A 12,504-nucleotide genomic window follows, 5' to 3' on the forward strand; every position below is an offset into this window, starting at 1 on the left:
TCCGGTTAGAGTGGGTCACGATGTTCAAGCCAACCGCAAAGGTCGTCGACGCGCTCAGGTCGCGGGTGGCGGCCGCCGACCTCGCCGCGGAACTCGATCGGCGCCGCCCCGATCTCACCGCGCTGCTGCTGCGCGCCGCCGCCGACGGCGACGCCCCGCTCGGCAGGGAGCTGACCGCGGCCGTCTGCCGGGCGGCCTGCGGCAGGCTGGGCGAGCTGCATCCGGGGCGAGCATCGAGGTGCGGGTGCCGCCGTTCGCGGCGGTGCAGATCGGCTTCGGGTCCGGGCCGCGGCACACCCGCGGCACACCACCCAACGTCGTCGAGGTGGCCCCGGGACGTTCATCGACCTGGTCGTGGGCCGGGTGGCATGGGATGACGCGGACGTCCGCGCGAGCGGAGTGCACGCCCACGAGGTCGCCCGCGTCTTCCCGCTGGCCTGACCCTCACTCCAGGCCCAGTGCCGCCTTCATCTCCTCGTCGTCGATGTTGTCCGGGTCACCCACAGGGACTCGGTGACGATCGTCTTCGCGCCGGGATCCTCGCCCTTGTGTGCGTTGACCAGGATCTCGACCGTCCTCCGCCCGATCTCGACCGGATTCTGTGCGACCACGCCCGCGATCTTGCCCTCCCGCAACTGCGTGTCTACTTGAGGGTTGAGAGTGGGCTCTTCTGACCCGTCACAGGTCGGTGAAGGTCGTGATGAACCGGTCGAGGGCAAGCTCGGAGGTCTCCGACGCGAAAGCCTCGAGACCGAGGGGCCGCGGTAGCCCATCCGGGCCAGCGCGATGGCGACGGCGCGGTAGTTGATCTCGCCGGTGCCCGGCTCACAGCGGCCGGGGACGTCGGCCACCTGGATCTCACCGACCCACGGCAGCGCCTCCCGGCACAGCTCGATGAGGTTCCCCTCCCGATCTGCGCGTGGTAGAGGTCGAGGTTGAGGCGCAGGTTGGGGTGGTCGACGGCGCGCACCAGGGCGAGGGTGTCGCGCGCGAGGGCGAACGGTGTGCCGGGTGGTCGACCGGCAGGTTCAGGTTCTCGAGGGTGAACACCCGGCCCGCCTCCTCCCGAGTCGGGCGAGTGACTCGAGGGTCCGCGCCGCGGCGAGCCAGTCAGCCCCGGTGACGACCTGGACCGGACGCACGGGCAGCCCCGGCCGTCGAGCCCGGTGCCGTGCAGGTTGAGACGCGGGCAGTCGATGATCCGCGACGCCTCGATCGACTCGCGGGCGGTGTCGAGCAGCCGGCGTGCGCCGTCGGGATCGACCAGTTCGCCCTCCACGTATCCGGTCATGGAGGTGATGGGTACCCCGACGGCGGCGAGCTCGTGGAGGTCGTGGTTGCGCCAGTTCCAGATCTCGGCCTCGAGCCCGCGGGCCCCGAGGGCGCGGAGCCGTTCGGGCACCGGCTTGTCGGTGAACAGGGTCTCGGCGCTGGCGGCCAGCACGAAGGGGGATGTGGTCATGGGAGCTCTCCTCAGATTTCGACGGGGCGGTTGGTGGCATGGGACTCGATGGCGGCGAGCGCCACCTGCAGCGCGGAGCGGGCATCGGCGCCGGTGGCCCCGGTCCGGGCGCCGCCGCGGACCGCCGCGGCGAAGGCCGCGAGTTCGTCGCGGTAGGACGGCCACAGGAGATCGGTGTCCGAGCGGGCGGTGTCGATGGCGATGCCCGCCGGGCCGTACAGCACGGAGTCGTCGACGCTCTGGTGGCCGGCGGTGACCAGACCGCCGGAGCCGAACACCTCGGCGCGCACGTCGTAGCCGTAGACGGCCTGGAAGGAGGCGTCGGCCATGGCCATGGCCCCGTTGGAGTACCGGATCGTGACCAGCGCGGTGTCGAGCAGCCCCGCATCGGCGAAGTCCGGGCGCACCAGGGCGCCCGCCTGCGCGTACACGCTGACCGGTGCAGCGCCCGGGTTCAGCCAGTTGAGCGTGTCGAAGTCGTGGATGAGGGTCTGGGTGAAGATCGTGCCCGACGGGATCCCGGTCGGATCGGCCAGCCTCGGGTCGCGGGTGTTCGAGCGCAGGAGCTGGACCGACCCGACCGCGCCGCGGTCGATCGCGGCCCGGGCCGCGGCGAAGCCGGGGGCGAACCGGCGGTTGAACCCGATCTGGAGGACCACCCCGCCTCCTCTGCGGCGGCGATGGCGCCGTCGAGCTCGACGAGATCCATCCCTGCGGGCTTCTCACAGAAGACCGCCCTGCCCGACGCGGCGGCCTGCGTGATCAGGGCCGAGTGCAGGACCGACGGGGCCGTGACCACGACCGCGTCCAGGTCGGCCTCAAGCAGCTCGTCCATGGACGAGACGGCCCGCACCCCGGCAAACCGTGCGGCAAGGTCCGACGCGGCGTCCAGCACCGGGTCGGCCACCGCGACGAGCCGTGCTCCCGGGATGTGTTCAGCGATGATGGCTGCGTGGTTGCGTCCGATCCTGCCGGTTCCGACCAGGCCGATGCGCGTTGGGTTCTCATTCATGAAAAGGCGCTACTTTCCGTCGGACTACCCCGTCCAACTAGATGGTTCTAGCTCAAACACTAGATCGTGCTAATCGAGGGTGTCAACCTGCTAGCCTGAGCAGCGTGATCAACGAGGAACCAGCCGGTGGCCGGCCCGGCAGGGCCCCGACCATGCAGGATGTCGCGGAGGCGGCCGGCGTCTCCCGCGCCCTGGTGTCCATCGTCATGCGTGGCGTGCCGGGGGCGAGCGATGACACCCGCGCCCACGTCACGGAGACGGCCCGGCGGCTCGGCTACGTCCCGGATGCCCGCGCCCGTGCCCTCCGGCAACAGGGCAGGCAGGCGATCGGGGTCGCGTTCCAGCCGGAGCGCTTCCACACCGCGCTGATCGACGGCATCTACGCGGCCGCCCAGGGAACCGGGCACCCCGTCGTGCTGTCGGCCGTCACGGACCTGCACGACGAGGACACGGCGCTGACCTCGCTGGTGGCCGACCGCTGCGGGGCGCTCATCACCCTCGGCGCCCGACTGGACGAGGAACGCCTCCGGGTGATCTCGTCGCGCGCGCCCGTCATCGCGGTGGCACGAACCCTCCGCTCCCCCGACCTCGAGTTTGTCGCCTCGGACGACCACGTCGGGTTGTCGATGGCCGTCGAGTACCTGGTCACCCTCGGCCACCGCAGGATCGCCTTCTGCGAGGCACCGGGCAGCAGCGGCAACCCCGAGCGATGCGCCGGCTACGTCGACGCCATGACCCGCCACGACCTGGCACCCCTGATCGACATCATCGCCTCGGGGGCCAATGAGGAGGCGGGGGCCGCCGCCGCTCTCAGCCTTCTTGCGCGCGACGAGTTGCCCGATGCCGTGATCGCGTTCAACGACGCCTGCGCGGCGGGCATCCAGGACGTGCTGGTGCGGGCAGGGATCGCGATCCCCGGGGACGTGTCGCTCGTGGGGTTCGACGACTCCGACATCTCGCGGATCTCCTACCGGAGGATCACCACCGTCAGGCAGGACATCGCCGCGCTGTCGCGGCTCGCCACCGAACGGGCATTGGCCCGGATGCGCGGCGAACCGGTGCACCCGGGCGGGCACATCGTGCCCACCGCGCTCGTGGTGCGCGACACAACCGGCCCGGTCACATGATCCGGATGTGGCGCTCCAGCTCCCACGGGGTGACCTGGCGGCGGTAGGCCGCGAACTCCTCGCGCTTGTTGCGCAGGAAGTAGTCGTAGACGTGTTCGCCGAGGGTCTCGGCCACCAGCTCCGACTCCTCCATCAGGTGGACGGCCTCGTCGAGGTTGTGCGGCAACTCGCGGACGCCGAGCGCCTTGCGCTCCCGGGCGCTGAGCCGCCATGCCTCCTGCTCCGACTCCTCGGGGAGCGGGTACTCCTCCTCGACGCCCTTGAGGCCCGCGTTGAGCAGCACCGCGTACGCGAGGTAGGGGTTGACGGCCGAATCGACGGCACGGTACTCGATGCGCGCCGAGCTCGTCTTGCCGGGCGTGAACTGCGGGATCCGGACGAGTGCTGACCGGTCGGCACGGCCCCAGCACGCGAACTGCGGGCCTCGGAGCCGCTGACCAGGCGCTTGTAGGAGTTGACCCACTGATTGGTGACGGCCGTGATCTCCGGTGCGTGTCGCAGCAGGCCAGCGACGAAGTGCTTCGCCGTCTTCGACAGGTTGTACGGGTCGCTCGCGTCGTAGAAGGCGTTGGTGTCGCCCTCGAACAGCGACATGTGCGTGTGCATCCCGCTTCCGGCGAAGTCGGTGAACGGCTTGGGCATGAAGGTGGCGTTGATGCCCTGGCTGACGGCGACCTCGCGCACGACGACCCGGAACGTCATCACGTTGTCGGCCATGGTGAGGGCGTCGGCGTAACGCAGGTCGATCTCGTGCTGCCCGGGCGCGGCCTCGTGGTGGCTGAACTCGACCGAGATGCCCATCTGTTCCAGCATCGTGATGGCGTCGCGCCGGAAGTCGGTGCCGTCTCCGAGCGTGGTGTGGTCGAAGTAGCCGCCCTCGTCGAGGGCTCCGGCGGCAGCAGGCTACGCAGCAGGAAGAACTCGATCTCGGGATGGATGTAGTAGGTGAACCCCATGTCGCTCGCCTTCTGCATCGCGCGCTTGAGCACGAAGCGGGGATCGGCGTAGCTGGGCGACCCGTCAGGCAGGTGGATGTCGCAGAACATGCGGGCGGTGGAGCGACCCGACTGGCGCCAGGGAAGCACCTGGTAGGTCGACGGGTCGGGGTGCGCGACCATGTCCGACTCGTAGACGCGGGCGAACCCCTCGATCGCGGAGCCGTCGAAGCCGACGCCCTCGGCGATGGCGCCCTCAACCTCGGCAGGGGCGATCGCGACCGACTTCAGGGAGCCCAGCACATCGGTGAACCAGAGCCGCACGAATCGGATCCCGCGCTCCTCCATGGAGCGTAGGACGAACTCAGTCTGCCTATCCATGGCGCCAAGTCTGCCCGCCGGATGTTACAGACGCGTGAACACGCGTCGCGGAGCCGCACCGCAGGTCGCCTAGACTTGCGCGCATGGCTCAGCCGGGTTGGTACGCGGATCCCACGGCGCCCGACGGGCGGCGCTACTGGGACGGTCAGCGTTGGCTGGAGCCGGTCGCCCCGAAGCGGTCCTCCGGGGCATGGCTGTGGCTCGGCATCGCGCTGGTGGTGGTGGCGAGCATCGTCGTGGCCATGGTGCTGTGGCCCAACAACGCCAGCCCGTTCGCCTCCGTGCGGGAGGACACCCGCAGTGCCCGCCCCACCGGGGAGCAGTGGAACGAGCGGAAGCCGAGCGAGACACCGTCCCCGACCCCCGTCGAGACGGGATTCGGCCAGTCCATCATCTGCCCCCACACCGACACCACGCCTCGCAGCGAGGTGAAGGGCGGGCGGCTGCACGGCGGCGGCCTGTCGATCGAGGCGCCGCGCGGCGAGTGGGTCGAGTCCCCCGCCTGGATCTCGTGGATGCACGAGGACAACTCGATGCTCCGCCCCATCGCGACCGGTTGGATCAGCAACGTCAACCTCGGCTACATTCTGGTCTCCGACGGGTTCTCCTCGTCGCTTCCGCAGGCGGCCGAGGAGTTCATGTCATGCATGGCGTCCTCCGGCATGTTCGACGGCTTCGAGCGACGCGACCTGCTGCGCAGCGAGGACTTCAATGTCGACGGCCGCATCGGCTGGCGGCTCACGTCGAACATCTACGTGTCGAACCAGCGCTACCAGGGCATCGAGGGTGACACCGTCGATCTGGTGCTCGTGCCCACCGGAAAAAAGGACAGGATCGCCGTCTACGTCACCTGCGCCACCATCGACAAGCAGGACAACCAGGCCGAGACGAAGAAGATGCTGGAGTCGCTGCGCTGGGAGGGATGATCCTTCCTGCCTGGGGTGAGCCGGCGTCACCGCGTCGCCACCGCGTCGCGACACTAGACTTGGGCCCGTGAACCCCGTTACCGCCCACACCGTCACCCCATGCGGGACGTCCCCCGTTCCATCGCACGCCCCGAGTACGTCGGCCGCAGCGGCCCGAAGCGCTACACCGGCTCCGATGTCCAGAGCGACGAGGTGATCGCCCTGATGCGGGAGGCGGGCCGGATCGGGCACAACGCGATGATGGAGGCCGCGAAGGCCATCGCCCCCGGCGTCACCACCGACGAACTCGACCGGATCGCCCACGAGTACATGCTCGACAACGGCGCCTACCCGTCCACCCTCGGCTACCGCGGCTACCCGAAGTCGATCTGCACCTCCGTCAACGAGGTGGTCTGCCACGGCATCCCCGACCTCCGGCCCCTCGAGGACGGCGACCTCGTCAAGATCGACTGCACCGCGTTCAAGGACGGCGTGCACGGCGACAACTGCGCCACCTTCTTCTGCGGCGACGTCGATGAGGATGCACGGTTGCTCGCCGAGCGCACGAAGGAGGCGATGGACCGCGCCATCCGCGCCGTGCGGCCGGGGCGCCCGATCTCCGTGATCGGCCGCGTGATCGAGTCGTACGCCAGGCGCTTCGGGTACGGCGTCGTGCGCGACTACACGGGCCACGGCGTGCACACGGCCTTCCACTCCGGGCTTGTGATCCTGCACTACGACGAGCCGCGCCTCGACACGACCATCCAGACGGGCATGACGTTCACCATCGAGCCCATGCTGACCCTCGGCACGCATGAGACCGACCTGTGGGACGACGACTGGACCGTCGTGACGGCCGACGGGTCGCGCTGCGCGCAGTTCGAGCAGACCATCGTGGTGCGACCCGACGGCGCGGAGATCCTCACCGCCCCTGATTCCGCTCAACCCCGGGGACCGCCAGTGCGTATGGGAGGGGTATGAAGGGCAACGAACCGGATGAGGCGTCCGTCGGCGAGCGCCTCGAGCACGGGTTCACTGAGTTCGTCGCGACGCACGGCGCGCAACTGCGCCGCACCGCCCACCTCCTCACCGGAGGAGCTTGCGGGGCGGACGACCTCGTGCAGGACACGCTCGTGAAGGCGTGGCTGGCGTGGCGCCGCATCGACCCGTCGACCGCGTCGGCCTATGTGCGCCGGATCATGGTCAACCTGGCCACCGACCGGTGGCGCAGGCGCCGCTACGAGTCGTTCCCTGGTGAGTTCGCCGGCCGCCCCGACGAGCGGTCCACCCGCGACTTCGAGGCGAGCGACGACCGGTCCTTCATCCTCGCTCAACTGGGCACCCTCAGCGCACGGGAACGCGCCATCATCGTGCTGCGCTACTACCACGACCTCACGGAGGCCGACGTGGCGGAGACCCTCGGTTGCTCCGTCGGCACCGTGAAGTCCACCGCCTCCAGGGCGCTCGCCCGCCTCCGTTCCCGGGCCGAGGCCGCGTCGTACACCACAAGGAGCACCCGATGATCGACGAGTCCGAGCTGCGCGACGAACTCTCCCGCGTCCACGTTCCCCACCCGACCGCGACCTGGCCGCCTCCGCCATCCGGGAGGGTCGCTCCATCCGGCGCCGCCGCACGAGGGTGATGCTGCTCGCCGTCTCGCTGCTCGCGGTCGGGGGATCGGCATCGCGATCGGCACGCTCCCGACGCGTGACGCCGTCCCCGCCGATCCGACCGGGACGCCGACCACGAGCATCACCCCCACCCGAGCATGTCCCCCGGGCCGACCCCGACCAGCAACCAGACCGGGAGCCCGGCCTTCTGGACGAGCGACACTCTGCTGCCCGGGAACTTCGGCGACACCTCGACGCTCACCCTCCCCCTTGACGCCGTGCAGCCCACCGACGAGGTGGAGATCGCTCCCGACCCGGGGCACGCGCTCATGTGCCGCGACCGGTCGCTCACCATCCCCGCGCTCCGCACGGTGGTGGCGGGCGCAACCTGCACATGCGGGCACCCACCAGCGTCGAGCGGCAGGCGATGCTGGTGTTCGGCTCAGAGGCCGACGCGATCCGGTTCATGGACCAGGTGCGTGACGCGGCCACGGCGTGCCGCGACGACGGGCCGACGGAGGCGTCCGAGCCGCCCCTCTCATACCGGTCGGTTCCGACGTTCACCCGGATCGACGCGCCCGGGAGGAGGCGTTCGCCTGGGGCGCCCACACCCTGATCTCCTCGGACGAGGGAGCGACCTGGAACAACGCCACCGACGCGGGCATCGACGTGCTCGCCCGCTCGGGATCGACGGTCGCGCTGGCCGGAATGAGCGGTGAGTACGCCGGGGACATCGCGGCGGACCCATGGGCGATGGCCCAGTTGAGCGGCTGGCTCGGCCTCATCCTCGGCCGCTGAACCCGCCCTGTCGGCATGCGTTAGTGTGTGCCGGTGCTCCACGCCACCCGCCACGTCTCCAGCCACCTCCAGGTCGAGGTCGCCCGGCCCGCAGACCTCATCTTCTCGGTGGCCGTCAGCGCCGACTACCCCGACGTCGAGGAGTCGCTCACCTTCACCGTGGGCGACCTCACCCTCGAGGCGGAAGAGGTGGTGGCACCCTCGGGAGCCGCCTCCACCGGATCCGGGAGACGCCCGTCGGGACCCTGCACGTCGACTACTCCGCCGTCGTGGCCTTCCCGGCCCCCGAGCCGACCATGGGCGGTTTCGACGAGATCCTCTACACCCGCCCGTCGCGCTACTGCGACTCAGACCGGCTCGCCCACCTCGCAGGCACCCACTTCGCCGGGTTGACCGGCATGGATCTGGTTGCCGCGGTCACCGACTGGGTCCACACGAAGATCGGTTATCTCCCCGGGTTCAGCCGCGGCATCGACGGGGCGCTGGACACGTACCTGACCCGTTCGGGCGTCTGCCGCGACTTCGCGCATCTGGTGGTCGCGTTCCTGCGCGGGAGGAACATGCCCGCACGGTTCGTCTCGGTGTACGCGCCCGGCCTGAGACCGATGGACTTCCACGCCGTCGCCGAGGTGTACGTCGACGGCAGGTGGCTGCTGCTGGACGCGACCGGCCTCGCATCCCGCGAAGCCATGGTGCGCATCTGCACCGGCCGCGACGCCTCCGACACAGCATTCATGACGACCCTGGCCGGCCGGACCCGCCTCACCGGGATGCGGGTGGATGCCCGGCTGGAGGGCGAGCTCCCCGAAGACGACCGCCTCAGCGCCGTCCAGCTCACCTGAACTGGTCGTCCCAGACCAGCTCGAGCCGGCTCACAGGCGGTAGAGCGTCGTCGGACATCGGCACGACGTCGACCCCGACGCTCAGCTTCGCGCCGGCCCCTCCGTCTCGACGATGCCCCGCAGCGGGCTCACGTCGCCGAAGTCCCTACCCCAGGCGGTGACGAGGTAGCGGGAGTCGGCGAACTGGCCGTTGGTGGGGTCGATGTCGATCCAGGTGCCGTCGGGCGCGAGCGCGGAGACCCAGGCGTGCGACGCGTCGGAACCCTCCAGCTTCTCCTTGCCGGGCGGCGGCACCGTCTCGATGTAGCCGGAAACGTAGCGGGCGGGCACCCCCAGGCTGCGGAGCACCGCGATGGCCAGGTGCGCGAAGTCCTGGCAGACCCCGGCCCGCAGCCCGAGCAACTCGTCGACCGTGGTGCGCACCGAGGTCGCTCCGGGCCGGTAGGCGAAGTCGCGCCGGATGCCCGCGTGAGCTCCGCCAGCGCCTGGCCGAACCCGAGGTCGGGGCCAGGATCGTGGCGGTGTAGTCGCCGAGGCCGGACGCGGCACCCACGTGCCTGCTGGGCAGGCCGAACATGGCGCGGTCCATCCGCATGGCCGGGTTGTCGCTGATGGCGCGCTGGGCGCTCCCGAGGCTCCACCGGTCGAGCCCATCGGTGTCGATCCGGGCCAGGCCACGTCGACGACGGACTCCTTGACCACCTCGAAGTGGGTGTGGGGTAGTGGATCTCGAAGTAGTGGCTGACGTTGCCGAACCGGTCGGCGTGCTCGGTGTGCAGCAGCGGCGAGGGCGTGATGCCCACGGCGTGTGCCACGACCCGCTGGCCCGGGGTCGGCCTCGGGGTGAGGAACCCCGCTCATGGCAGCGGGTCACCGCCTCCGGGTAGTCGTAGGTGGTGCGGTGCCGCACGAAGTAGCGGCGCGGTTCGAGGTTCCCGGGGTGCTGCTTCACGACTCGTTCCCGTCCAGCCGGTGACGACCGCGCGGCGTCTGCCCGCGCGCGCGAGATGCGTGCGGCCGAGCTCGTCGGCGATGTCACGCAGCCCGCGCCGGAGCCGTCCGAGCTCCGCAGCCAGCGAGGGCGGCCCTCGTCGAACAGCACGGGAAGGTCGAGCCCAGCGACCCCGCCCGCGAGGTCGGCGACGCGCAGCGCGAGCGCCTCGTCGCCGATGATGCGGAGGTCTTCGGCGAGGCGGTCGAGCTGGAACGCGACCGAGCGCGGGTTGGTGGCGTCGAGGACGAGCAGGTGGGTGACCGCCATGGCCGGCTGCCGCGCCGTCGAGCCGGACGCCGCGCGGCGGCGCTGGGTGATGAGCGACTCGCCGATCTCGGCGACCGCGTCGGCCAGTTGCGTCTCGACGATCGCGGCACGCTCCTGGCCGAAGGTCTTCTCGACGAGTCCGAGGGTGCGCTGGGCGCGCTCGGTGCGCACCCCGATGTCGATGAACGCCCAGGTCGCATCGCGGGTGAGGCTCTCCGCGTTGATGCCCGCCATGGCGAGGCAACTCACGACGAGCGCGTCGAGGACGCCCGCCAGGTCGCGGCGGCGGGTGGCGTCGTCGACGAGGTCCTCGAACCGGCTGAGGACGTGCCAGATGTCGTCGGACATGATGTCGGGCACCTCGTGCGCGGCCGCCGTCAGCATCCGGATGCTGTGCGCGACGGAACCGGTGAGCTCCGGGTCGGCGACCGCGGCCCGGATCGCCGCCTGCGCCTGCGCCGGGTCGGCGCTGCCGAGGGTGAGGCCGGTGATCCGCTCCCCCGCGAGGCCACGGCGGCGAGCACCTGCGCGCCACGCGTGCCAGGCCTGCGGCCGTAGTCGGAGGCCAGATCGAGGCAGCGGCGCAGGAGCCGGACGGTGTCCTCGGCCCGCTCCGAGTACCGGCCGAGCCACACGAGGTTGTCCGCGACGCGCGGGGCGACCGTGGCGGGACGCGCCAGCGTGAGGGCACCCCCGTCGAGGCCCGGCTGCCAGGCCTCGGCCGAGTCCTCGGGTCGAGGACCCAGACGTCCTTGGAGAGGGGCGCTGCGCGTGGCTGATGGCGAACCCGTCGCCCGTCGCCACGCGGGCGAGTCCGCCGGGGAGGAACTCGTGACCCGTGTCGACCCGCACCCCGAACGTGCGCAGCACCGTGCGACGCGGCACCAGGCCACGGTCGGTGACCATGGGTGCGGTGGACAGCTCCACAGCCTCCTGCACGCACCACGCCCAGGGCTGCGCCGTGATCCGGCCGGCGAGCCCGGCCCGCTGCTCCGAAGTCAGCTCCCAGCCGGGATCGTGGTGTCGCCTCCCGACCGGTCGATGCGCTTGATGAGGAGCCGCTCCAGATGGGTGAGGGCATGGCTCAGGCCCTCACCGTCACCGCACCACCAGGTGGCGGCCGACGGCAGGATCAGGTCCTCCCCAGCAGCTGGCGGGCGATGGTCGGCAGGAGGGCCATCAGGGCCGGGTTCTCGAGGACACCGGAGCCGAGCGGGTTGACGCACACCACATTGCCGAGCCGCGTGGCCTCGAGCAGCCCGGCGAGGCCCACCTCGGAGTCGCTGCGGAACTCGAGCGGGTCGGAGAGCTCGGAGGCGACCCGTCGGAGGATGACGTCGACCAGTTCGCGGCCGTCGGGCGAGTTGATCCACACCTGGCCGTCACGCAGCACCAGGTCCTCGGCCTGGACGAGCGAGTAGCCGAGCAGCGTGGCGATGAAGCCCTGTTCGTAGGCGGTGGGGTCGGTCGCGCCAGCGCGGAGCAGCACCCCGCGTGGCGTGTGGCCGGCCCGCGGCGCCAACCGCTGCATGGCCGCGCGCATCGCGGCGAAGTACGAGCGGAGCCGCGCGGGACGGGCGTCGTGGTGCAGGTCGCCCATGACGCGGGAGGTGAGCCGCCGGTTGGCCATCGCGTAGCCGGCGCCCGCCGGGGTGGCTGTGCGGTCGCTGAGCACCGTCCACCGGCCGGTGGCGTCGCGGCCCAGGTCGGTGGCGACCAGCGGAAGCCAGTCGTCCTGCCGCACACCGCAGGCCCGTTGCAGGAAGCCGGTGTGCCCCAGATGATCTCGGGTGGGATGGCGCCCGAGGAGAGGAGCCGCTGCTCGCCGTAGACGTCGGCGAGGATCAGGGAGAGGAGCCGGGCGCGCTGCCCGAGACCAGCCTCGAGTCGCTCCCATTCGGCGGCGCCGATGACGAGCGGAAGGGGGTCGATGATCCAGTTGCGGCCGGACTCGCCGTAGAGGATGCCCTCGTCGCGGACCAGGGACGCGAGTTCGCGCCGCGCCGCCGTCAGGCCTTCCAGGCCGAGCGAGCCGATGGCCTCGCCGAGCACCGCGTTGTCCTCCCGGAGCCCGGTCCGTGCGGTGAGCTCGTCCCAGCCGCTGACCCTGGCGCGGTAGGCGGCCAGTTCGTCGGTGGCGGTGGCCTCGGCTGTCACGCGGACAACCCTAG

At 70.9% G+C, this 12,504-nt stretch carries 18 protein-coding genes and 4 pseudogenes; 11 read left to right on the plus strand and 11 right to left on the minus strand.

Annotated features, from left to right (window positions below; genetic code table 11):
* The first annotated feature begins 20 nt into the window (after window positions 1–20).
* Together G7085_RS29360 and G7085_RS31980 are read left to right on the plus strand one after the other, a co-directional pair.
* On the plus strand, window positions 21–377 hold the full coding sequence (locus G7085_RS29360) for a hypothetical protein (protein WP_269451760.1): 357 nt from the start codon (window positions 21–23) through the stop codon (window positions 375–377).
* Window positions 263–517: a hypothetical protein gene (locus G7085_RS31980; protein ID WP_331715918.1), complete on the plus strand. Its 255-nt coding sequence runs from the start codon at window positions 263–265 to the stop codon at window positions 515–517. The genes G7085_RS29360 and G7085_RS31980 overlap by 115 nt, the downstream gene beginning before the upstream one ends.
* On the opposite strand, the gene G7085_RS03810 is transcribed toward G7085_RS31980, so the two are convergent.
* The 4 genes from G7085_RS03810 to G7085_RS23875 are packed head-to-tail and all read right to left on the minus strand — an operon-like array spanning window position 468 to window position 2,474.
* Complete coding sequence (locus G7085_RS03810) at window positions 468–611, minus strand: hypothetical protein (protein WP_197510024.1); 144 nt, start codon at window positions 609–611, stop codon at window positions 468–470. The two genes, G7085_RS31980 and G7085_RS03810, sit on opposite strands and share 50 nt — an antisense overlap.
* A 32-nt stretch (window positions 612–643) precedes the next feature.
* Window positions 644–1,462 carry a sugar phosphate isomerase/epimerase family protein gene (locus G7085_RS03815; protein WP_231979195.1) on the minus strand — a complete coding sequence of 273 codons (819 nt, stop codon included), beginning with the start codon at window positions 1,460–1,462 and terminating at the stop codon, window positions 644–646.
* A gap of 11 nt (window positions 1,463–1,473) precedes the next feature.
* A complete protein-coding gene (locus G7085_RS23870) occupies window positions 1,474–2,025 on the minus strand; it encodes a Gfo/Idh/MocA family oxidoreductase (protein ID WP_231979944.1) in 552 nt (183 codons plus the stop codon).
* Window positions 1,917–2,474: a Gfo/Idh/MocA family oxidoreductase gene (locus tag G7085_RS23875; RefSeq protein WP_231979196.1), complete on the minus strand. Its 558-nt coding sequence runs from the start codon at window positions 2,472–2,474 to the stop codon at window positions 1,917–1,919. Before G7085_RS23875 ends, G7085_RS23870 begins: the two co-directional genes overlap by 109 nt.
* A 152-nt stretch (window positions 2,475–2,626) precedes the next feature.
* On the opposite strand from G7085_RS23875, the gene G7085_RS03825 reads away from it, so the two are divergent.
* The gene (locus G7085_RS03825) at window positions 2,627–3,601 is read left to right on the plus strand and encodes a LacI family DNA-binding transcriptional regulator (protein ID WP_197510025.1); all 975 of its coding nucleotides are present in this window, start codon (window positions 2,627–2,629) and stop codon (window positions 3,599–3,601) included.
* On the opposite strand, the pseudogene G7085_RS03830 reads toward G7085_RS03825, so the two are convergent.
* Window positions 3,594–4,884, minus strand: a pseudogene (locus G7085_RS03830) (glutamine synthetase family protein). The gene G7085_RS03825 and the pseudogene G7085_RS03830 sit on opposite strands and share 8 nt — an antisense overlap.
* 116 nt (window positions 4,885–5,000) lie before the next feature.
* Here G7085_RS03830 and G7085_RS03835 point away from each other — a divergent pair.
* From G7085_RS03835 to G7085_RS29365, 4 genes are all read left to right on the plus strand, one after another.
* Window positions 5,001–5,843 (plus strand): DUF2510 domain-containing protein, encoded by an 843-nt coding sequence (locus G7085_RS03835; protein WP_197510026.1) that lies wholly within the window; start codon window positions 5,001–5,003, stop codon window positions 5,841–5,843.
* Window positions 5,844–5,942: 99 nt separating this feature from the next.
* Complete coding sequence (gene map, locus G7085_RS03840) at window positions 5,943–6,803, plus strand: type I methionyl aminopeptidase (RefSeq protein WP_197510027.1); 861 nt, start codon at window positions 5,943–5,945, stop codon at window positions 6,801–6,803.
* Window positions 6,800–7,345: a SigE family RNA polymerase sigma factor gene (locus G7085_RS03845; protein ID WP_197510028.1), complete on the plus strand. Its 546-nt coding sequence runs from the start codon at window positions 6,800–6,802 to the stop codon at window positions 7,343–7,345. Before map ends, G7085_RS03845 begins: the two co-directional genes overlap by 4 nt.
* Window positions 7,342–7,464, plus strand: coding sequence for a hypothetical protein (locus G7085_RS29365; protein ID WP_269451761.1), 123 nt, complete (start codon window positions 7,342–7,344; stop codon window positions 7,462–7,464). Before G7085_RS03845 ends, G7085_RS29365 begins: the two co-directional genes overlap by 4 nt.
* A gap of 110 nt (window positions 7,465–7,574) precedes the next feature.
* Here the strand turns inward: G7085_RS29365 and G7085_RS03850 are convergent, their stop codons facing one another.
* The gene (locus G7085_RS03850; protein WP_197510029.1) at window positions 7,575–7,763 is read right to left on the minus strand and encodes a hypothetical protein; all 189 of its coding nucleotides are present in this window, start codon (window positions 7,761–7,763) and stop codon (window positions 7,575–7,577) included.
* Window positions 7,764–7,826: 63 nt separating this feature from the next.
* Between G7085_RS03850 and G7085_RS03855 the strand changes: the two genes are divergently transcribed.
* Genes G7085_RS03855 through G7085_RS03865 form a run of 4 tightly spaced genes read left to right on the plus strand, consistent with a single transcriptional unit; the run spans window position 7,827 to window position 9,072 of the window.
* Window positions 7,827–8,048, plus strand: a complete 222-nt coding sequence (locus tag G7085_RS03855; RefSeq protein WP_197510030.1) for a hypothetical protein — start codon at window positions 7,827–7,829, stop codon at window positions 8,046–8,048.
* Between the two features lie 53 nt (window positions 8,049–8,101).
* Window positions 8,102–8,230, plus strand: coding sequence for a hypothetical protein (locus G7085_RS29370; RefSeq protein ID WP_269451762.1), 129 nt, complete (start codon window positions 8,102–8,104; stop codon window positions 8,228–8,230).
* A 33-nt stretch (window positions 8,231–8,263) separates the two neighbouring features.
* Window positions 8,264–8,623 (plus strand): hypothetical protein, encoded by a 360-nt coding sequence (locus tag G7085_RS03860; RefSeq protein ID WP_197510031.1) that lies wholly within the window; start codon window positions 8,264–8,266, stop codon window positions 8,621–8,623.
* Window positions 8,527–9,072 (plus strand): transglutaminase-like domain-containing protein, encoded by a 546-nt coding sequence (locus tag G7085_RS03865; protein ID WP_197510032.1) that lies wholly within the window; start codon window positions 8,527–8,529, stop codon window positions 9,070–9,072. The genes G7085_RS03860 and G7085_RS03865 overlap by 97 nt, the downstream gene beginning before the upstream one ends.
* A gap of 81 nt (window positions 9,073–9,153) precedes the next feature.
* Here G7085_RS03865 and G7085_RS34010 read toward each other — a convergent pair whose 3' ends face one another.
* The 5 genes and pseudogenes from G7085_RS34010 to G7085_RS29375 all read right to left on the minus strand — a co-directional run bounded on the left by G7085_RS34010 (window position 9,154) and on the right by G7085_RS29375 (window position 12,490).
* Window positions 9,154–9,726, minus strand: a complete 573-nt coding sequence (locus tag G7085_RS34010) for a transglutaminase-like domain-containing protein (protein ID WP_197512721.1) — start codon at window positions 9,724–9,726, stop codon at window positions 9,154–9,156.
* Window positions 9,727–10,249: 523 nt separating this feature from the next.
* A pseudogene (locus tag G7085_RS34015) lies at window positions 10,250–10,825 on the minus strand (alpha-E domain-containing protein); the annotation flags it as partial.
* The gene (locus G7085_RS34020) at window positions 10,711–11,226 is read right to left on the minus strand and encodes an alpha-E domain-containing protein (protein WP_197510033.1); all 516 of its coding nucleotides are present in this window, start codon (window positions 11,224–11,226) and stop codon (window positions 10,711–10,713) included. The pseudogene G7085_RS34015 and the gene G7085_RS34020, both read right to left, overlap by 115 nt.
* Window positions 11,144–11,335: pseudogene (locus G7085_RS34025) on the minus strand (circularly permuted type 2 ATP-grasp protein); the annotation flags it as partial. The pseudogene G7085_RS34025 and the gene G7085_RS34020, both read right to left, overlap by 83 nt.
* Window positions 11,332–12,490: pseudogene (locus G7085_RS29375) on the minus strand (circularly permuted type 2 ATP-grasp protein). The pseudogenes G7085_RS29375 and G7085_RS34025, both read right to left, overlap by 4 nt.
* Between the last annotated feature and the right edge of the window lie 14 nt (window positions 12,491–12,504).

The sequence above is a fragment of the Tessaracoccus coleopterorum genome, from assembly GCF_011174705.1.
Lineage (GTDB): Bacteria > Actinomycetota > Actinomycetes > Propionibacteriales > Propionibacteriaceae > Arachnia > Arachnia coleopterorum.